The organism is Rouxiella sp. WC2420, assembly GCF_041200025.1.
In the GTDB taxonomy this organism is placed as follows: Bacteria; Pseudomonadota; Gammaproteobacteria; order Enterobacterales; family Enterobacteriaceae; genus Rouxiella.
Genome location: NZ_CP165628.1, coordinates 4,627,818 through 4,648,280, shown reverse-complemented (window position 1 = coordinate 4,648,280; position 20,463 = coordinate 4,627,818). Strand labels below are relative to the sequence as shown.

Genomic DNA, 20,463 nt, shown 5'->3' with positions numbered 1-20,463 from the left:
CGCAACGAAGAAAAAATCATAGCAATAGCCGCTGCCTTAAGCGCGGCCATTGTGATTTAAGCCGATTTAACGTGGCTCTGAAGAGCGAACCGCCTTCGACCAGATGCCTGCCTGCAATTGGCCTTTTAGCTCGGGAAAATTGTCCGGATTAAATGTCGGCACCCGGCCCATCAGCCGCTGGCGTTCATAGTCTCTTACCACCTTGAGCGCCAGCCCGGAAAGCAACAATAGCGCAGTCAGGTTGATGATGGTCATTAGCGCCAGGGAGATGCTGGCAGTCTGCATCAGCAGTGGAGTGTTGATCAGGCAACCGGCCAGCAAGAGCACTAACATCGCGAGGCGCAAAAGGTAAATCCATCCCGTGTTGCCACGCATTAAAAAGACTAAATTATTCTCGGCATACAAATAGTTGGCGAGCATCGTAGTAAACGCAAACGCCAGCGTAAACACTGCAAGGATTTCAGGCCCCAATGGTCCGATATTCGCCGTGATTGCTTCGGCCAGCAGGCCAAGACCGCTAATGCGGTCAGTAGGCGCGCTGAGGAAACCGGAAGAGAGAATGATCATCGCGGTGGCGCTGCATACCACAAAGGTATCGACTAATACGCCCAGCATCTGTGAAAAGCCGAGCGCAACAGGATGACGAGTTGCAGCAAGCGCGCTGATATGCGGAGTCGACCCTGCACCGGCTTCGTTGGAAAATAATCCCTGCTGAATGCCCTGAGTTAGCGCCAGCGTCACGCCGTAACCCAAAATACCGCCTGCAAATTCCTGCAAGCCGAAGGCGCTATTAAAGATAAGCACGAACACGGAAGGCAGCTTTTCAAGGTTATCGGCCATAATCCACAGCGCCAGAAGCAAATAACCGGCACTCATCAACGGCGCTAGCCAGACGGAAATTTTGACCAGCGCTTTAAGTCCGCCAAACAAGGTCACGGCAAAAACCAGACTTAACGCGATGCCGGTATACCAAGGATCAATCTGGAAGGCGCTAGACAGTGCATGAATAGCAGCTTTGGCCTGTAACGCATTGAATACCAAGCCAATGGTTAGAATCATCAGAACGGCGAACAGCACGCCCATCCAGCGCATGCCCAATCCGCGACTCATATATTCTGCGGGTCCGCCACGAAATTGTGCTCGTTGGTCGGTGGTTTTGAAGATTTGCGCCAGCGTGTTTTCAATCAGCGCCATTGGCAAGCTGAGTAAAGTAATGATCCACATCCAGAAAATAGCTCCCGGACCACCGGCTGTTAGCGCCATCGCTACGCCCAGCAGGCTCCCGACGCCGACTCTTCCCGACAAGCTGACCGCCAGTGCCTGCCAGGGTGAAACTCCTCTCGGATCGGTTTGTGCATCGCGGCGCAGGCTGAAAAACATGTCAGGCCAACGGCGAAACTGAATAAACCGCGTCCTGAGTGTCAGATACAGCCCGTAGCCTAGCAGGAAGTAAATCAGGATCGATTCCCACAGGATATCGTCGAGAAAGTTAAGCAAACTGGCCATTAAGTCCTTTATTCCCTAGAAAAATCATGGTGAATCCCTCCATTTATGCCGGTTATCGAATTGATCTGTTATGTGAATATGCGATTTATTCACTTAAAGTTTGGACCGCCATATCTGCCTTGCGGATGTCTTGTTGCATGTTATCATCAAGAGAAGGCAAGGCATGAAAATGCCTCAACGATAAACTCTAAACGATGAGATATGCCACAATGACCGATAAACTTTCTTCCCTACGCGAATTGACCAAAGTAGTTGCAGATACTGGTGATATCGCGGCAATCAAGTTGTATCAGCCTCAGGATGCAACCACTAACCCTTCTCTGATCCTCAACGCTGCTTCGATTCCGGAATATCGTAAATTGATCGACGAAGCTATTGCCTGGGCGCGCGATCAAAGCGGCGACCGCGATCAGCAAATCGCCGATGCAGCGGACAAGCTGGCAGTAAATATCGGTCTTGAAATCCTGAAACTGGTTCCAGGCCGTATTTCTACCGAAGTTGATGCTCGCCTGTCTTACGACACAGAAGCCAGCATTGCCAAGGCTCATCGTTTTATCAAGCTTTACAACGATCACGGCATCAGCAACGATCGCATTCTGATTAAACTGGCTTCAACCTGGCAGGGCATCCGTGCCGCCGAACAGCTGGAAAAAGAAGGCATCAACTGTAACCTGACCCTGCTGTTCTCCTTTGCTCAGGCGCGTGCCTGTGCCGAAGCCGGTGCTTACCTGATTTCTCCATTCGTTGGCCGTATTCTTGACTGGTACAAAGCTAACGGCGACAAGAAAGAGTTCGCGCCACACGAAGATCCAGGCGTTGTTTCTGTTACTGAAATCTACGAATACTACAAACAGCACGGTTATGAAACTGTTGTTATGGGCGCAAGCTTCCGTAACACTGACGAAATCGTCGAGCTGGCTGGTTGTGACCGTCTGACTATCGGACCTGCACTGCTGAAAGAACTGAAAGAAACTGAAGGCAGCCTGGAACGTAAACTGTCTTACACCGGTGAAGTTAAAGCTCGCCCAGCTCCGCTGACTGAAGCGCAGTTCTACTGGGATCATAACCAGGATCCAATGGCTATCGACAAGCTGGCTGACGGTATCCGCAAGTTTGCCATAGACCAGGGCAAACTTGAGAAAATGATCGCCGACCTGCTGTAATTGCCGGTTAACACGATCTGTTTTCTAGAAAAGGTGGCTGAGGCCGCCTTTTTTATGTCCTGATTTTAGCTGCCTGCCGCCAATTCTCTGGCTCATTACTGCAAAAAAACCAAACCCTTGTGTCGTTCCTCTTCAGGTTCCCGATATACTTGGTTTTTACTGTGACCGCAATACGCGGCAATTTTCACAGCTGTCTGGAGGAGTGAGATGGATAAATTACGAATTGGTCTGGTGTCGGTATCCGATCGTGCATCGAGTGGGGTGTATCAGGATAAAGGTATTCCAGCGCTTGAAGAGTGGCTGGAGCAGGCGTTAATGACTCCTTTCGTGGTTGAAAAACGTCTAATTCCTGACGAACAGCCGCTGATTGAGCAGGCTATCTGCGAGCTGGTGGATGAAGCAGGGTGTCATTTGGTGCTAACGACCGGCGGCACTGGACCTGCGCGGCGCGATGTAACTCCTGACGCGACTATGGCGGTTGCCGATCGACTGATGCCGGGTTTTGGCGAGCAAATGCGCCAAATCAGTCTGCACTTTGTCCCTACGGCAATTTTGTCGCGCCAGGTTGGAGTCATCCGCAAGCAGGCGCTGATTCTGAATTTACCCGGTCAGCCAAAATCGATCAAAGAAACGCTGGAAGGGCTTAAGGACGATCAGGGTAAAGTCATAGTGTCAGGAATTTTTGCCAGTGTACCTTATTGTATACAGCTGCTTGATGGGCCTTATATTGAAACACAGCCGCAAGTTGTAGCAGCTTTTCGCCCAAAGAGCGCAATCCGCGATACAAAAAACCAAAATTAACGTTTTTCTGCGATAAGATCCGAGGGCAGTGGTGTGTAAATTAATTGCCGATTATAGTAATGTTTACTTTACATAGCGCGGCAATTTTTTACCTCAACTCGGTGCTCCAGGTATCTTATGCAACACGACAATAATCGCCGGCTGAACCGGCAGGATTACAAAACCCTCTCCCTCGCTGCATTAGGCGGCGCTCTGGAATTCTACGACTTCATCATCTTTGTCTTCTTCGCGGCGACGATTGGCGAACTGTTTTTCCCTGCTTCAATGCCGGACTGGCTGCGTCAGGTGCAAACTTTCGGCATTTTTGCAGCCGGTTATCTAGCACGCCCGCTGGGCGGTATTGTGATGGCGCACTTTGGCGATCTGGTTGGCCGTAAGCGTATGTTTAGCCTTAGTATTTTATTAATGGCTTTGCCCACGTTGGCGATTGGTCTGTTGCCTACCTATTCCTCTATCGGCATCGCGGCTCCATTATTACTGCTGCTGATGCGTCTTTTGCAGGGGGCTGCGATAGGCGGAGAAGTGCCGGGCGCCTGGGTGTTTGTCGCCGAACACGTGCCGCGCAAACGCATTGGCTTCGCCTGTGGAACGCTAACCGCCGGACTGACAATGGGGATTTTGCTCGGTTCACTGGTTGCGACATTGATAAATACGCTGTTGCCCGCGTCTTCTATTGCACACGGCGGCTGGCGCATTCCGTTCTTTATTGGCGGGATCTTTGGTTTTATCGCGCTGTATTTACGTCGCTGGTTGCAGGAAACGCCCATCTTTATCGAGATGAAATCGCATAAGGTGCTGGCAGAAGGGATGCCGATAAAATCAGTGATCCGCGATCACAAGAAAGAAATTGTGGTTTCTATGCTGATGACCTGGCTGCTGTCGGCGTGCATCGTGGTGGTGATTTTGATGACACCAACCTACCTGCAAAAACAGCTGGGGATCCCCGCGGCGCTGACCTTGCAGGCTAACAGTATGGCAACCATCGCGTTGCTGTTTGGCTGTATTTGCGCGGGCTGGGTGGTTGACCGCATTGGATCGAGTAAGACCTTTATTATTGGCAGCGTATTTTTTGGCCTCTGCAGTTGGGCGTTTTACCACACAGTAGCGATTGACAGCAGCTGGCTAAAACCAATGTATACCCTGACCGGATTCAGCATTGGCGTAGTCGGGGCGGTGCCTTTTGTGATGGTACGGGCTTTCCCGGCAGAGGTGCGTTTTACCGGCATCTCGTTCTCATACAATTTGTCCTACGCGATTTTTGGTGGCCTGACACCGATTTTTGTCACCATGATCACCCGCATCACGCCAATGGCTCCTTGCTACTATGTTATGGCCTTGGCGGTGATCGGACTGGGGCTAGGTTTGTATCTCAATCGTGACCTTAATAATGAGTCAATCATCGAAACCCGGCTGGCTGACTCTCTTTCCGGCGGACAATAATCAACGTAATCGCTCAAAATTGATCTAAAAGGGCAATAAACACAAAATTTTTTTTGTTGTTGCCCTTGATGCTGCGTTACATGACCCCATCTTATTCTCAACCGCAGTTGTTACCGCTGATGAAAGCAATATCGGACAGTTGAAATGAAAAAAACCGTCCGCATATAGAGTAACAACCTCAACGAATAATGAATTTTAGTGGAGACGTTTTAGATGGGTAGAATTATTGGGATCGACCTGGGTACAACCAACTCTTGTGTAGCGATCATGGACGGCACCAAGGCTCGTGTGCTCGAAAACGCCGAAGGGGATCGTACTACACCTTCAATCATTGCTTACGCACAGGATGGTGAGATCCTGGTTGGCCAACCTGCTAAGCGTCAGGCAGTCACTAACCCGCAAAACACGCTGTTTGCTATCAAGCGTCTGATCGGTCGTCGTTTCCAGGACGAAGAAGTTCAGCGCGATAAAGGCATCATGCCTTATAGCATCGTTGGCGCTGACAACGGTGACGCCTGGATCGACGTTAAAGGCCAAAAAATCGCACCTCCGCAGATCTCTGCCGAAGTGTTGAAGAAAATGAAGAAAACTGCCGAAGATTACCTGGGCGAGCCAGTAACTGAAGCTGTTATCACCGTACCTGCATACTTTAACGATGCACAGCGTCAGGCAACTAAAGACGCCGGCCGTATCGCAGGTCTGGAAGTAAAACGTATTATCAACGAACCTACCGCAGCAGCGCTGGCTTACGGCCTGGATCGCGAAGTCGGTAACCGTACTATTGCGGTATACGACCTGGGTGGTGGTACTTTCGATATCTCTATCATCGAAATCGACGAAGTTGATGGCGAGAAAACCTTCGAAGTTCTGTCTACCAACGGTGACACTCACCTCGGTGGTGAAGATTTCGACAGCCGTCTGATCAACTATCTGGTTGAAGAATTCAAGAAAGACCAAGGTATGGATCTGCGTAACGATCCGCTGGCAATGCAGCGTCTGAAAGAAGCGGCAGAGAAGGCTAAAATCGAGCTGTCTTCTGCACAACAGACAGACGTTAACCTGCCATACATCACTGCTGACGGCAGCGGCCCGAAACACATGAACATCAAAGTAACCCGTGCAAAACTGGAATCTCTGGTTGAAGACCTGGTTGCCCGTTCTATCGAGCCACTGAAAGTTGCACTGAAAGATGCAGGCCTGAGCGTTTCCGACATCCAGGACGTGATCCTGGTTGGTGGTCAGACTCGTATGCCAATGGTTCAGAAGAAAGTTGCTGACTTCTTCGGTAAAGAACCACGTAAAGACGTTAACCCGGATGAAGCAGTGGCCATCGGTGCTGCGGTTCAGGGCGGCGTGTTGTCTGGTGAAGTTAAAGACGTTCTGTTGCTCGACGTGACTCCACTGTCCCTGGGTATCGAAACCATGGGCGGCGTGATGACTCCGCTGATCACCAAGAACACCACCATCCCGACTAAACACAGCCAAGTGTTCTCTACCGCTGAAGACAACCAGTCTGCGGTGACCATTCACGTGGTGCAGGGTGAGCGTAAGCGTACAGCCGATAACAAATCGCTGGGTCAGTTCAACCTTGATGGTATTCAGGCAGCGCCACGCGGCATGGCTCAGATCGAAGTTACTTTCGACCTGGACGCCGATGGTATCCTGCACGTGTCTGCCAAAGACAAAAATACTGGTCGCGAGCAGAAGATCACCATCAAGGCATCTTCTGGTCTGAGCGAAGAAGAAATCCAGAAAATGGTTAACGACGCGGAAGCTAACGCCGAGTCTGACCGTAAATTCGAAGAGCTGGTTCAGACCCGTAACCAGGCTGACCATTTGATTCACGGTACGCACAAGCAATTGGAAGAAGCCGGTGACAAACTGCCAGCTGAAGACAAAACTGCTATCGAAGACGCTCTGAAAGCGCTGGAAGTTGCAGCGAAAGGCGAAGACAAAGCCGACATCGAAGCTAAAACCCAGGCTCTGGTCCAGGTTTCTGGCAAGCTGATGGAAATGGCACAGCAGCAGGCTCAGGCCGAAGGCGGTGATGCCAGCGCCGAGAAAGATGACGACGTAGTCGACGCTGAATTCGAAGAAGTTAAAGACAAAAAATAATGCCCTTGAGGCAAAGTAATCGATACGTCCCCGAAAGCTTTTGAGATACAGGTAGGCGGCAAGTGAACTCACTTCAGGAGCTTGCATCGGTAAGTAACCTGAGTGAGTGAGCGCAGCTAAAACTGTCTGTGTTTCGAAGGGTTAGGGGAATATTGATAACCAGTACGGGCGTCGAGGTAACTCTGCGCCCGTGCACGCATGTTGAGGGTAGCAAAAGCATGGCGAAGCAAGACTACTATGAGATTTTGGGCGTCTCCAAAACAGCGGACGAGCGCGAAATCAAAAAGGCTTATAAGCGCCTGGCGATGAAACATCACCCTGACCGCAATCAGGGCGATAAAGAATCCGAAAGCAAATTTAAAGAAATCAAAGAAGCTTATGAAATTCTGACCGACGCGCAAAAGCGTGCGGCCTATGATCAATACGGTCACGCAGCCTTCGAACAGGGCGGCATGGGTGGCGGTGGTGGTGGTTACGGCGGCGGCGGCGGTGCAGACTTCAGCGACATCTTTGGTGACGTCTTTGGCGATATCTTTGGTGGCGGCCGTCGTCAACGCGCGAGCCGTGGTTCAGACCTGCGCTATAACATGGACCTGACTCTTGAAGAGGCGGTTCGTGGCGTAACCAAAGAAATTCGTATTCCTACTCTGGAAGAGTGTGACGTTTGCCACGGCAGCGGTGCGAAAGCGGGCAGCAAGCCGGTAACTTGTCCAACCTGTCACGGTCAGGGCCAGGTGCAGATGCGCCAAGGCTTCTTTACCGTACAGCAGGCGTGTCCGACTTGTCAGGGTCGCGGCAACATCATTAAAGATCCTTGCAGCAAATGCCACGGCCATGGCCGCGTAGAGCGAGCCAAGACGCTGTCGGTGAAAATCCCGGCCGGTGTTGATACCGGCGACCGTATTCGTCTCGAAGGCGAAGGAGAAGCGGGCGAGCAGGGTGCACCAGCAGGCGATTTGTACGTTCAGGTTCAGGTCAAGGCGCACAAGATTTTCCAGCGCGAAGACAACAACCTGTATTGTGAAGTGCCAATCAACTTCGCCATGGCGGCGCTGGGCGGCGAGATTGAAGTGCCAACGCTCGATGGTCGCGTGAAGCTGAAAATTCCTTCTGAAACGCAGACCGGCAAAGTGTTCCGCATGCGCAGTCGCGGCGTGAAATCCGTTCGTGGTGGCGCACAGGGTGACTTGCTTTGTCGCGTAGTGGTTGAAACTCCGGTTAGCCTGAACGATAAGCAAAAACAGCTGCTTCGCGATCTGGAAGAAAGCTTTGGCGGTGCATCGGGCGAGAAAAACAGCCCGCGTTCCAAGAGCTTCCTGGACGGCGTGAAAAAGTTTTTTGACGACCTGACCCGTTAAGTTCGGCAGAGCTCGCAAGAAATAATGAAATCCCTGGCTGAAAAGTCGGGGATTTTTATTTGTCTCGCATTTTGGAACCACCCTCGGCATAAACGCCTTTTTCCTGCGACCACATCTGAGTACACTTCCTCACTGACTCTGTGCATTATTTCCACAGACAGCTTTTAAAGGAGTGTAGAAAAGTGACAAACCTGATTCGTCAGTTCTTACGTATGGAAGCGTCGGGCGGAATTGTCTTGATTGTGGCTGCTGTCATCGCCTTGATCATGGCGAACACCTCGTTAAGTGGTATTTACCTCGATTTCCTCAATTCGCCGGTCGCCTTGAGCATCGGGCAGTTTGGTTTGAACAAACCGCTGCTGTTATGGATTAACGACGGGCTGATGGCGATCTTCTTCCTGATGGTCGGGTTGGAGGTAAAGCGCGAATTACTCGAAGGTGCGCTGTCGAGTCGAGAACAGGCACTGTTTCCAGCCATTGCTGCGCTAGGCGGTATGCTGGTTCCGGTGCTGTTTTACCTATGCTTTAACGGCGGTGACGAGGTTGCACGTCAGGGCTGGGCTATTCCTGCAGCGACTGATATCGCTTTTGCATTAGGCGTGATGGCGTTGCTAGGGTCACGAGTGCCTACCAGTCTAAAGGTTTTTTTACTGGCGCTGGCAATTATCGACGATCTCGGCGCGATCATAATAATCGCGGCTTTTTTCAGTCACGATGTCTCTGTTACCGCTTTAATACTGTCTGTGCTGGCAATTGCAGCCCTGGCCTGGCTTAACTGGCGCGGCGTAACGAAGCTAACGCCTTACGTGGTGCTGGGTATTTTCCTGTGGGTTTGTGTTCTGAAATCGGGTGTTCACGCCACTTTGGCCGGTGTGATACTGGGTTTCCTGATCCCGTTAAAAACGGAAGGTAAGTCCCCTGCGCGGCGTGTTGAGCACGGTATTCATCCGTGGGTTGCCTGGCTTATCCTACCCATTTTTGCCTTTGCCAATGCCGGTGTATCGCTGCAGGGAGTCACGGGAGAAGACGTGTTTTCACTGCTGCCGATGGGCATTGCCGCAGGATTATTGCTCGGAAAACCAATCGGCATCATGCTGTTTTGCTGGGTGTCGATGAAATTAAAGATCACTCGTTTGCCACCGGGCATCAACTTCAAGCAAATTTCGGCAGTTTCAGTGCTGTGTGGTATTGGTTTCACCATGTCGATTTTTTTGGGATCGCTGGCGTTTGGTGATGCGGATGCGTCAATGATGATTTATGCCAAGATAGGTATTTTAATCGGATCGGTGCTGTCGGCAGTGATAGGCTATTTACTGCTGGGGCGGGTATTGCCTAAAAAAGCGCTCTGAAAATAGAGTCGCACAGAAATTTAGATATAAAAAAACCGGCTCGCGCCGGTTTTTTTATCAAGCTCTCAACAAACTGTAAAAAATTACAGAGCGTTGATTTGCGCAGTCAGGTTTGACTTATGACGCGCAGCTTTGTTCTTGTGGATCAAACCTTTACAAGCTTGACGGTCCACAATTGGTTGCATTGCGTTGAATGCATTTTGTGCAGCTTCTTTGTCACCAGCTGCAATAGCCGCGTGTACCTTTTTGATAAAGGTACGCATCATTGAACGACGGCTAGCGTTATGCTGACGGCGTTTTTCTGATTGTACGGCGCGTTTCTTAGCTGATTTGATGTTAGCCAAGGTCCAACTCCCAAATATTTTTCTATTGAGGACAATTCGAAGGCCGAGGAATATGCCTTTTCGGACTTCTTTTGTCAACGGATTTGTGCAAATAAGCGCCGTTTTAACGCTCGAACTTCATCCGAACTACAAGCGACGCTTGTTACGTTGTGATGGCGCAGGATTTTAACAGCTTCCAGCCGCAGAATACAGCCCATAGCAATAAAATTCGGTCGAGAAGTGATTATTCTTCCAACAGAGATTGTTAATGCTGAGTTTTTTTGAGAAAACAGAAAGGATTGACGAAAACGGGGTTTCGATGAGGCCTCACTGTTTTACCACGCCGAGTATAGAGATAATCTCCGGCCAAGTCGCCCCGATACCAAAAAAACTATGTTATCGATGAGAGAATCCTGCGATCCCACTAATCGCTGGTTAACCTTATGGGCTGTACAAGGTATAATCCGCCGATTTCCTCTGTTTTGAGCCAGCTATGGATTTGAGCCTGTTATGGAGCTAATTCGCGGGATACACAATATTCAGGCACGTCACCACGGGTGCGTCCTTACTATTGGTAATTTTGACGGTGTACACCGTGGCCATCAGGCCTTGATCGAACAGTTGAAGCTGGAAGGTCGCCGCCTGGGTTTACCGGTCATGGTTATGATTTTCGAACCTCAGCCTCTTGAGCTTTTTGCTGGAGACAAGGCCCCGGCACGCTTGACCAACTTGCGTGACAAGGCCAAGTATCTCGCCGAGTGCGGGATAGACTATCTGTTGGTGGTTAAATTCGATCCGCGTTTTGCCGCGAACAGTGCCCAGGCATTTGTTGCGCAACTGCTGGTCGAAAAACTGGGTGTCAAATTTCTTACCGTCGGCGACGATTTCCGCTTCGGTGCGGCACGTCTCGGCGATTTCACACTGCTGCTTAGTGCCAGTGAGGAATATGGTTTTGACATCGTCAGCACCCAGACCTTCCGCGAGGGTGGCCATCGGATTAGCAGCACTGCCATCCGTGACGCACTGCGTGACAACGAGCTGGCGCTGGCGGAAAACCTGCTTGGTCATCCTTTCTGTATTTCGGGAAGGGTGGTGCACGGCGACAAACTGGGTCGCACCATCGGTTTTCCAACCGCTAATGTGCCGCTCAAGCGCCTGGTCAGCCCGGTCAAAGGCGTTTATGCAGTTGAGGTGGTTGGGCTTGGTCCCGACCCGCTGCCTGGCGTAGCCAACATTGGTACCAGACCAACAGTGAATGGTGTCCGCAAGCAGTTGGAAGTTCACCTGCTCGACACCACATTAGATCTATACGGGCGCCACATTGACGTGGTGCTCCGCGTGAAATTACGCGACGAACAACGTTTTTCATCGCTCGATGCGTTAAAGCAACAGATTGCCAACGACGAGCAAACAGCCCGGAAATTTTTTGGGCTGAAACATTCTTGAGCTAAAAAAATAGCGCAATACACATTTGCATTTGTAGCCCGGCTTTTAGCCGAAAAACGGAACCGAGAATCTTATGAGTGACTTTAAGAATACCCTGAACTTGCCGGAAACAGGGTTCCCGATGCGCGGCGACTTAGCCAAGCGCGAACCTGCCATGCTGGATAACTGGTATCAGCAGGATCTGTACGGGATTATCCGCGCTGCCAAAAAGGGCAAAAAATCCTTTATTCTGCATGACGGCCCTCCGTATGCTAACGGCAGCATTCATATTGGTCACTCGGTTAACAAGATTCTCAAAGACATTATCGTTAAGTCTAAAGGGATGGCCGGCTACGATTCGCCTTATGTTCCAGGCTGGGATTGCCACGGTCTGCCAATCGAGCTGAAAGTCGAGCAACTGATCGGCAAGCCGGGCGAAAAAGTTACGCCTGCTGAATTCCGCGCAGCCTGCCGTACCTACGCGGCAGAACAAATCGAAGGTCAGAAGGCTGACTTCATTCGTCTGGGCGTGCTGGGCGACTGGGATCACCCTTACCGCACCATGGACTTCAAAACCGAAGCCAACATCATTCGTGCGCTGGGTAAAATCATCGGCAATGGTCACCTGCTGAAAGGCGCGAAGCCGGTTCACTGGTGTACCGACTGTGGCTCTTCACTGGCCGAGGCTGAAGTCGAGTATTACGACAAAACCTCTCCGGCTATCGACGTTGCGTTTAACGCGGTTGACTCGGCTGCAGTGGCCGCCAAATTTGGCGCAACGGCGTTTAACGGTCAGGTATCTCTGGTTATCTGGACCACCACCCCGTGGACCATGCCGGCCAACCGCGCGATCTCGCTGAATGCCGAATTCTCTTATCAGCTCGTGCAGATCGAAGGCCGCTGTCTGATTCTGGCGACCGAGCTGGTTGCCAGTGTGATGAAGCGCATTGGCGTGACCGAGTGGACCGTGCTGGGCGAATGTAAAGGTGCTGATCTCGAACTACAGCGCTTCCACCATCCGTTCCTGGCGTTCGACGTGCCGGCTATCCTTGGCGACCACGTTACGCTGGATGCGGGTACCGGTGCTGTTCATACCGCTCCTGGTCACGGTCCTGACGACTATGTGATTGGTCAGAAATACGGTCTTGAAGTGGCTAACCCTGTTGGCCCGAACGGCTGCTACCTGCCTGGCACCTTCCCGGCGCTGGACGGCAAGTTTGTGTTCAAAGCCAACGATATCATCGTCGAAATCCTGCGCGAGCACGATGCGTTGGTGCATTTCGAGAAGTTTACCCATAGCTATCCGTGCTGCTGGCGTCACAAAACGCCAATCATCTTCCGCGCCACGCCACAGTGGTTCGTGAGCATGGATCAGAAAGGCCTGCGTGCGCAGTCATTGAAAGAAATCAAAGGCGTGCAGTGGATCCCCGAGTGGGGCCAGGCGCGTATCGAAAACATGGTTGCCAACCGTCCTGACTGGTGTATCTCCCGTCAGCGCACCTGGGGCGTTCCTATGTCTCTGTTCGTGCACAAAGACACTGAAGAGCTTCATCCACGCAGTCTTGAGCTGATGGAAGAAGTGGCAAAACGCGTTGAAGAAGAGGGTATTCAGGCGTGGTGGGATCTCAACCCAGAAGAAATCCTGGGTGCAGAAGCCGCAGATTACGTCAAAGTCCCTGACACTCTGGACGTGTGGTTCGACTCAGGTTCAACCAGCTTCTCCGTGGTAGACGCGCGCCCTGAGTTCAACGGTCAAGAGCCTGATATGTATCTGGAAGGTTCTGACCAACACCGTGGCTGGTTCATGTCATCGCTGATGATCTCAACCGCGATGAAAGGCCGCGCACCGTACAGGCAGGTTCTGACTCACGGCTTCACCGTGGATGGCAACGGCCGCAAGATGTCAAAATCTATCGGTAACACCGTCAGCCCGCAAGACGTGATGAACAAGCTCGGTGCCGATATCCTGCGTCTGTGGGTGGCTTCAACCGATTACACCGGCGAAATTGCGGTGTCTGACGAGATCCTCAAACGCGCAGCCGATTCTTATCGCCGTATTCGTAACACCGCGCGTTTCCTGCTGGCGAACCTTAACGGTTTCGATCCCGCGCAGCACATGGTGAAACCGGAAGAAATGGTCGTGCTGGATCGCTGGGCCGTGGGTCGTGCGAAGGCGGCACAGGAAGAAATTGTTGCTGCTTACGATCGCTATGATTTCCACGGCGTGGTGCAACGCCTGATGCAGTTCTGCTCAATCGAGATGGGTTCATTCTATCTGGATATCATCAAAGATCGTCAGTACACCGCGAAAAGCGACGGTATTGCTCGCCGCAGCTGCCAGACCGCGCTGTACTATATTTCGGAAGCGCTGGTTCGCTGGATGGCTCCGATCATGTCCTTTACTGCCGACGAGATCTGGGGCTTCCTGCCGGGTTCACGCGAGAAGTTTGTGTTTACCGAAGAGTGGTACGACGGCCTGTTTGGTCTGGAAGAAAGCCAGCCGATGAACGACGAGTTCTGGGCCGAGCTGCTGAAAGTCCGTGGCGAAGTCAACAAGGTGCTGGAACAGGCGCGTGCAGACAAACGTCTGGGCGGATCGCTGGAAGCTTCCGTAACACTTTATGCTGACGATGCGCTGGCTACCAAGCTCAACAGCCTGGGCAATGAGCTGCGCTTTGTGCTGCTGACCTCGGGTGCCAAAGTGGCTCCACTGTCTGCGGCAGATGACACGGCTATCGCCAGCGAGCTGGTAAAAGGCCTGAAAATTGGTCTGGAAAAAGCTGAAGGCGAGAAGTGCCCACGCTGCTGGCATTTCACGACTGATGTCGGTCACAATGCAGCGCACCCAGAAGTTTGCGGACGCTGTGCGACCAACATTGCTGGTGACGGCGAAGAGCGCGAATTTGCATAATGGCTAAATCGATTTGTTCTACCGGACTCCGCTGGCTTTGGCTGGCGGTTGTTGTGCTGGTGCTGGATCTCGGCAGCAAAGTGTTGGTGATGAATCATCTCCAACTCGGTGAATCCCTGCCGCTAATCCCGTTTTTCAATCTGACTTATGCACATAATCCAGGTGCCGCGTTCAGCTTCCTGGCGGATAAAGGCGGCTGGCAGCGCTGGTTCTTCGCCGCTATCGCGCTGGTTATTGTCGTCGCGCTGCTGGTACTGATGTACCGCAGCAACGGCAAGCTGCAGAAGCTGAATAACATTGCTTTTGCGATGATTATCGGCGGCGCGTTAGGTAACCTGTTTGATCGCATGGTTCACGGGTTCGTCATAGACTTCATAGATTTTTATGTCAACGATTGGCACTACCCAATATTCAACCTGGCCGACAGCTTTATCTGTGTTGGCGCAGTGTTAGTTGTTCTGGAAGGCTTTCTGGCTTCCCCTAAAACGACAAAAAGTAAGGGATAGAGCATGACCGAGCAGGTGATACACGACAGCGCAGTATTGGTTCATTTCACGCTGAAGCTGGAAGACGGCTCAACCGCGGAATCAACACTGAGTCACGGCAAACCCGCCTTGTTCCGTCTGGGAGATGGCAGTCTGTCCGAGGCGCTGGAAAACCAACTGCTGGGTCTGCACGTCGGGGACAAGAAAGCTTTTACGCTGTCCCCGGAGTCGGCGTTTGGGACCAACAGCCCGGATCTGGTTCAGTTCTTCCCGCTGCGTGATTTTATGGAGACCGGCGTCCCGGATGTCGGTACTATCATGCTATTCACTACCCGTGATGGTAGCGAAATGCCGGGCGTGGTGCGAGAAGTGACAGAAGGTTCGGTCACTGTGGATTTTAACCATCCGCTTGCCGGTCATCACATTGATTTTGATATTGAAGTGTTAAAGATAGACCCTGAAATGGAGGCGTCTGATGCAAGTTCTGCTGGCTAATCCGCGTGGTTTTTGTGCCGGTGTTGACCGTGCCATTACCATCGTTGAACGCGCGCTTGAGCTTTATGGTGCGCCGATTTATGTGCGCCATGAAGTGGTACATAACCGCTATGTCGTAGATAGCCTGCGTCAGCGCGGGGCAGTATTTATCGAGCAAATCAGCGAAGTGCCTGACGGTTCCATTCTGATCTTCTCGGCGCACGGTGTTTCCCAGGCCGTGCGGACTGAAGCCAAATCACGCGACCTGACGGTGTTCGATGCCACTTGCCCGCTGGTGACCAAGGTGCATATGGAAGTCGCGCGCGCCAGTCGAAAAGGCACGGAAGCTATCCTGATTGGCCATGCCGGACACCCCGAAGTCGAAGGCACAATGGGGCAGTACAATAACCCGAAGGGTGGCATGTATCTGGTTGAGTCTCCGGCTGATGTCTTTAAGCTGGATGTCAAGGACCCGGAAAACCTGTGCTTTATGACGCAGACCACGCTGTCGGTTGATGATACTTCAGAGGTGATTGACGCCCTGCGTGAGCGCTTCCCGAAAATCGTCGGTCCACGCAAAGACGACATCTGCTATGCCACTACCAATCGTCAGGAAGCCGTGCGTAACCTGTCTGATGAAGCGGATGTGGTGCTGGTGGTTGGCTCTAAAAATTCCTCCAACTCCAATCGCCTGGCCGAATTGGCACAGCGCGTGGGTAAACCTTCCTACCTGATTGATTCTGCGGAAGATATCAAAGAAGAGTGGGTGAAGGGAGCAATCAGCGTTGGTGTCACGGCGGGAGCTTCTGCGCCGGATATTCTGGTTCAGGAAGTCATCGAACGTCTGAAAACCCTGGGTTGCCTGGGGGTCGTCAATATGGACGGGCGTGAAGAAAATATCGTATTTGAAGTACCAAAAGAACTGCGTATTGATATCAAAGCGGTAAGCTAATACTCGGTAGTTCCCCCAACTTTATGGTGGGGGAACTTATCAAGTCACAGCTCATCGGATTAAAGCTTAAACCGGGACTGTTCTTTGCCGCGCGTCGCGGTTTGTACCTGCAATAATGCCCCTTCGATTTCTTGCGGATTTTCCAGACCCGTCCTCGCCGAAGTGATAAACAGCTGGCTCATATCTTCCCCGCCAAAGGTGCAGCAACTCGGTTGCGTCACCGGCAGTTTCACCGTATCCAGTGTGATAAGTTCCCCCTGGTTAATTTGCTGACGCAATAGACAACCGTTGCCCCAGCAGGCGGTCAGCAGAATGCCGTCTTCAGTCAGCGTTGATCCATCGGGGGTTTTATCTCCGGAGGAAAAGCAGGAAAGCTTCAGCGGATTAATTTTTCGCGCATTGCCGGAATAAAAGCGTTTTTTCATGCTGTCTGCGAACCACACTTTCCCTTCGAACCAGGCTAACGTATTGGGCGTTCCTACATTATCCATCATAAGCGCAGGGGCATCATCGCCAGTTTCATAGCGATACCAGCCGCCAATCGTTTCGTCTTCCTGCAAATCCATGGTGCCAAACCACACTGAGCCATCGGGCGCGATTGCTGCCTCATTTGGCCGGGTTCCTTTTACTCCCGGATACTCGCACAAAAAAGTGATATTTTCGGCTGGATAGTCATAAAGAGCGAGGCCGTTTTGGGTGACGAGTAAAAAGGTGCCTTGTTTTTCCGTTAGCAATGCAGCGCTGGTCAGGAAAGGAAGTTCACGCTGTTGGAATGTTTGCTTTTGTGGCCAGTAGCGTAGAAGGCGCTGGTTAGGAATATCGACCCAAAGTAAAGATTGGGTACGCTGGCACCAGACGGGGGTCTCGCCTAAAGTAGCTCGATAGTCACTTACCACGGCAACTGCGGACCTTAAAAATGCGGACATGAGGATTTCTCCGGCAAAAATAAAAGACTAATCCCAATGAGTTTAGTCGTGTAAAGCCTTCTGAGGAAAGAGAGGGTAAAAAGATTCGTTATCGTAAGCATAAAAAAAGCCTGCTGAAATTATCAGCAGGCCCATATTTCCAACGCTCTATCTGTGTCTTGAATAGCGGGTCGGAGATTAGAAGTTGTAGTACAAACGAACCAGGTTCAGGTCGCCAATGTTATCGGTAGAGTTGGTTATCACGTGTTCGAAGTCAACCTGGAAGCCGTAATCCAGTTTCACAGAAACACCCACACCGTTATCGGTGCGTTGATAATCACGTCCGCTCACGTACTTCAGATGGTCGCCCATGAAGTAAGGTTGGATGCTCTTGATAGCAAATTGCTTAACTGGGATGTTGTATCCGGCATAGTATTCGACACCCCAGGCATTGCCTGCGAAGTAGTCTTGGTAGTCATTCACTTTGGTGGTCAGGAAGTTATGATACCAACCGCCGCCCGCAGAGAAGGTCCAGTGACTTGGTGTCCACGACAGAGCGGTACCAAGAATGCTCTGGTCATAGTTTTTAGAAACGTTGTTGGCAGCACGATTTTTAACTTCTGCGCTGGTGTAGTTGTAGGCAGAACCCCAGGTCAGAGTATCGTTGATGTGCCAGTTGGCACCAACAGAACCACCGCCTTTACGTTTGTAGGCCAGGCTATGTGATTCCAGCAAATCATCATCAGGCAGCAAGTAAGCTGCATACAGGTCAACCGGACCCGCACTGTATTTATATTTCAACTGCTTACGTGAACGGTAAGAACCGTCGTAGTCGCCGTTGATACCGTTACCCGGTGCCTGGGCCAACATGTCGTCATCCCAGATATCGGTTTTCGCACCAACCACATCATAATAGATGCTGTTCTGTTGACCGTAAGTCAGAGTACCGTAGGTTTTACTCTTGAAACCGGTATACAGCTGGCGACGGGTGGTATCATGCGCGCCCTGAGCATAGTGGTTATCCCAGCTGAACACGGCTGGAATGTTTACGCCGAGTTCGTAGTAACCTACCCAGTGAACGTCATCGAACAGGAAGTAGTCGGCAGTAAAGCGGAAACGTGAACCGCCGTCATAGCCGTTGTTCTTGTATGAGCCTTTATCAGAACTGCCCATGGTATTAACGACCTGCGGACGAATACTACCGCCCACTTTGAAGTCAAGGCGACTCAGCAGATCATAAGGTTGAGGATCTTGTTTAATCAGTTCAATTTCAGCCTGTGCTGCGAACGATGCGCCACCCAATAGCAGGCCTGCGACAACCGTTTGTGAAACCCTATTCATTCTAAATTTCATACTGACTCCAGGTGCCATTAATCTGCTGGCAGCCTAAGTTCCCTAGTTATGCACGAGGGGGATTAACGAGCATTTAACAGCTACCTGGCAATTTGCCAAATTTAAAAATTGGTCTCAATTGCACGGTTAACTGATGATTAAAGAATAAATAACTAATTCAAGATGTTACCGCGCTTATAGTTCGGCTTATTTAATTTTGCCTTTACAATAATTGCACGACTTAGAATTAGTTGGCTATTTAGTAGCATAACGGTTGTGCAAAATCCAATAACGAAATATGAATTATTTATATCAGCGCACATAAATTGATCCAGTTGGCGACAGTTTGTAGCAGGAAAAACTGCGTTTGGATGATTATTCAGTTGACTGCATGATTATTCATTGAGGCGGTGGAGAGTGTTTGCAGCGTAAAAGTGCTGATTTATCTTGTCGTTGAGAGGACAAGTCCGACATTATCGCCTAAAGAGCGAAATAGATTTACTGATGCTGGCGCGCCTGTAACATAATTTTCTAATTATGAGGCAATTTCACTAGCCGTGGCGGGAGTGGGTCGTTAACCTGACTCTGTTTTACGGCAGCACACATTAATAAAGAGAGAAATTATGAGCAAAGCTGATATCCGCATGGCGATTGCCGGTTCCGGTGGGCGCATGGGCCGCCAGCTAATTCAGGCCGTACAGCAGGCTGAAGGCGTAGTACTGGGCGCGGCGTTGGAACGCAAAGGTTCTTCATTAGTTGGCACCGATGCAGGCGAACTGGCGGGCGTGGGCGTAGCTAACGTGATCGTAAGCGATAGCCTGGAAGCGGTAGTGGAAGATTTCGATATCTTGATCGACTTTACCCGTCCTGAAGGCACGCTGGATCACTTGAGTTTCTGCGTTAAGCACGGCAAAGGCATTATTATTGGCACCACAGGGTTTGACGACGCCGGTAAGGCTGCTATCAAGCAGGCTGCAAGCAATATTCCGGTAGTGTTTGCCGCTAACTTTAGCGTTGGCGTCAACGTAGTGCTTAAACTGCTTGAGAAAGCCGCCAAAGTCATGGGTGACTATACCGATATTGAAATCGTAGAAGCTCACCATCGCCATAAGGTCGATGCGCCATCTGGCACCGCATTGGCTATGGGTGAGGCAATCGCTGGTGCGTTGGGCCGTGATTTAAAAGACTGCGCAGTGTATGCCCGTGAAGGTTATACCGGCGAGCGCGATCCGATGAGTATCGGTTTCGCCACCATTCGCGCAGGCGATATCGTTGGCGAACATACTGCCATGTTTGCTGATATTGGCGAGCGTGTCGAGATTACTCACAAGGCTTCCAGCCGCATGACCTTCGCAAATGGCGCTGTTCGTGCAGGAAAGTGGGTATCATCGAAGAAAAATGGTCTATTTGATATGCGAGACGTCTTGGGTCTCGAAGATTTATAAGTTTTCCCAACAATCGTGATGTGGTTGTTTAATCATAATGTTTTGATAAAAGGGCAGTTTTTTTATTGCCCTTTTCTTTTTTCATTAAAATAGAGGATTGGCGTGGTTTTTATATTGAAATGACTATTACTATTGTTTTAGGACAGAATTTTTACCGTATTGGTTAATTAATAATCAGGTCATTTCCTTCAGATCGTCTAGACTGCTTAAAATATCCAGATTTCCAAACAAACCCCTTCGCAAACGTTTACTATGCATACTTATCCTGTCCTTTTATCGCTATTTGACACTCATTTACTTGAGTGGTGCAAAAAACAGTAAAATAATGGTGCTTTTGGTGGACAAACTCTGCGCCCATCATTAGAATGCGCCCAATTTGCCAAAAATTAGCTTTTAGGGTAGAAAAATTACCACTCTGAGTGCAATTTTTGCATTGATTAGGTCACCGGATCTGAATTAATATGCAAATATAATGATTG

General features: G+C 50.7%; 16 protein-coding genes. 12 read left to right on the top strand and 4 right to left on the bottom strand.

Translation table 11 applies throughout. The features are described 5' to 3' along the window. Positions 1 to 66: 66 nt before the first annotated feature. Entirely contained in the window at positions 67 to 1,506 is a 1,440-nt protein-coding gene (locus AB3G37_RS21400) for an alanine/glycine:cation symporter family protein (RefSeq protein ID WP_369789025.1), read from the bottom strand. 209 nt (positions 1,507 to 1,715) lie between these two features. On the opposite strand from AB3G37_RS21400, the gene tal reads away from it, so the two are divergent. From tal to nhaA, 6 genes are all read left to right on the top strand, one after another. Then, on the top strand, positions 1,716 to 2,669 hold the full coding sequence (gene tal, locus AB3G37_RS21395) for a transaldolase (protein WP_009634748.1): 954 nt from the start codon (positions 1,716 to 1,718) through the stop codon (positions 2,667 to 2,669). 207 nt (positions 2,670 to 2,876) lie between these two features. Continuing rightward, complete coding sequence (mog, locus tag AB3G37_RS21390) at positions 2,877 to 3,470, top strand: molybdopterin adenylyltransferase (protein WP_369789024.1); 594 nt, start codon at positions 2,877 to 2,879, stop codon at positions 3,468 to 3,470. A 117-nt stretch (positions 3,471 to 3,587) separates the two neighbouring features. Then, a complete protein-coding gene (locus AB3G37_RS21385; RefSeq protein WP_369789023.1) occupies positions 3,588 to 4,910 on the top strand; it encodes an MFS transporter in 1,323 nt (440 codons plus the stop codon). Between the two features lie 213 nt (positions 4,911 to 5,123). Beyond that, complete coding sequence (gene dnaK / locus AB3G37_RS21380) at positions 5,124 to 7,025, top strand: molecular chaperone DnaK (protein ID WP_369789022.1); 1,902 nt, start codon at positions 5,124 to 5,126, stop codon at positions 7,023 to 7,025. A gap of 218 nt (positions 7,026 to 7,243) precedes the next feature. After that, entirely contained in the window at positions 7,244 to 8,383 is a 1,140-nt protein-coding gene (gene dnaJ / locus AB3G37_RS21375; protein ID WP_009634743.1) for a molecular chaperone DnaJ, read from the top strand. Between the two features lie 182 nt (positions 8,384 to 8,565). Next, positions 8,566 to 9,732 (top strand): Na+/H+ antiporter NhaA, encoded by a 1,167-nt coding sequence (gene nhaA / locus AB3G37_RS21370; RefSeq protein ID WP_369789021.1) that lies wholly within the window; start codon positions 8,566 to 8,568, stop codon positions 9,730 to 9,732. Between the two features lie 83 nt (positions 9,733 to 9,815). Here the strand turns inward: nhaA and rpsT are convergent, their stop codons facing one another. After that, the gene (gene rpsT, locus AB3G37_RS21365; protein WP_009634741.1) at positions 9,816 to 10,076 is read right to left on the bottom strand and encodes a 30S ribosomal protein S20; all 261 of its coding nucleotides are present in this window, start codon (positions 10,074 to 10,076) and stop codon (positions 9,816 to 9,818) included. Positions 10,077 to 10,565: 489 nt separating this feature from the next. Between rpsT and ribF the strand changes: the two genes are divergently transcribed. From ribF to ispH, 5 genes are all read left to right on the top strand, one after another. Next, a complete protein-coding gene (ribF, locus tag AB3G37_RS21360) occupies positions 10,566 to 11,501 on the top strand; it encodes a bifunctional riboflavin kinase/FAD synthetase (protein WP_369789020.1) in 936 nt (311 codons plus the stop codon). A 73-nt stretch (positions 11,502 to 11,574) separates the two neighbouring features. After that, the gene (gene ileS / locus AB3G37_RS21355) at positions 11,575 to 14,391 is read left to right on the top strand and encodes an isoleucine--tRNA ligase (RefSeq protein WP_009634739.1); all 2,817 of its coding nucleotides are present in this window, start codon (positions 11,575 to 11,577) and stop codon (positions 14,389 to 14,391) included. After that, positions 14,391 to 14,897 (top strand): signal peptidase II, encoded by a 507-nt coding sequence (gene lspA, locus AB3G37_RS21350; protein ID WP_369789019.1) that lies wholly within the window; start codon positions 14,391 to 14,393, stop codon positions 14,895 to 14,897. Before ileS ends, lspA begins: the two co-directional genes overlap by 1 nt. A 3-nt stretch (positions 14,898 to 14,900) precedes the next feature. Next, positions 14,901 to 15,371, top strand: a complete 471-nt coding sequence (gene fkpB / locus AB3G37_RS21345) for an FKBP-type peptidyl-prolyl cis-trans isomerase (RefSeq protein ID WP_009634737.1) — start codon at positions 14,901 to 14,903, stop codon at positions 15,369 to 15,371. After that, on the top strand, positions 15,352 to 16,302 hold the full coding sequence (ispH, locus tag AB3G37_RS21340) for a 4-hydroxy-3-methylbut-2-enyl diphosphate reductase (RefSeq protein WP_009634736.1): 951 nt from the start codon (positions 15,352 to 15,354) through the stop codon (positions 16,300 to 16,302). Before fkpB ends, ispH begins: the two co-directional genes overlap by 20 nt. Before the next feature lie 59 nt (positions 16,303 to 16,361). Here ispH and AB3G37_RS21335 read toward each other — a convergent pair whose 3' ends face one another. Both AB3G37_RS21335 and AB3G37_RS21330 read right to left on the bottom strand, forming a co-directional pair. After that, positions 16,362 to 17,228, bottom strand: a complete 867-nt coding sequence (locus tag AB3G37_RS21335) for an SMP-30/gluconolactonase/LRE family protein (RefSeq protein WP_369789018.1) — start codon at positions 17,226 to 17,228, stop codon at positions 16,362 to 16,364. Positions 17,229 to 17,405: 177 nt separating this feature from the next. After that, positions 17,406 to 18,548, bottom strand: coding sequence for a porin (locus tag AB3G37_RS21330; protein ID WP_369699976.1), 1,143 nt, complete (start codon positions 18,546 to 18,548; stop codon positions 17,406 to 17,408). A gap of 614 nt (positions 18,549 to 19,162) precedes the next feature. On the opposite strand from AB3G37_RS21330, the gene dapB reads away from it, so the two are divergent. Then, positions 19,163 to 19,984, top strand: coding sequence for a 4-hydroxy-tetrahydrodipicolinate reductase (dapB, locus tag AB3G37_RS21325; RefSeq protein WP_369789017.1), 822 nt, complete (start codon positions 19,163 to 19,165; stop codon positions 19,982 to 19,984). Positions 19,985 to 20,463: the final 479 nt, after the last annotated feature.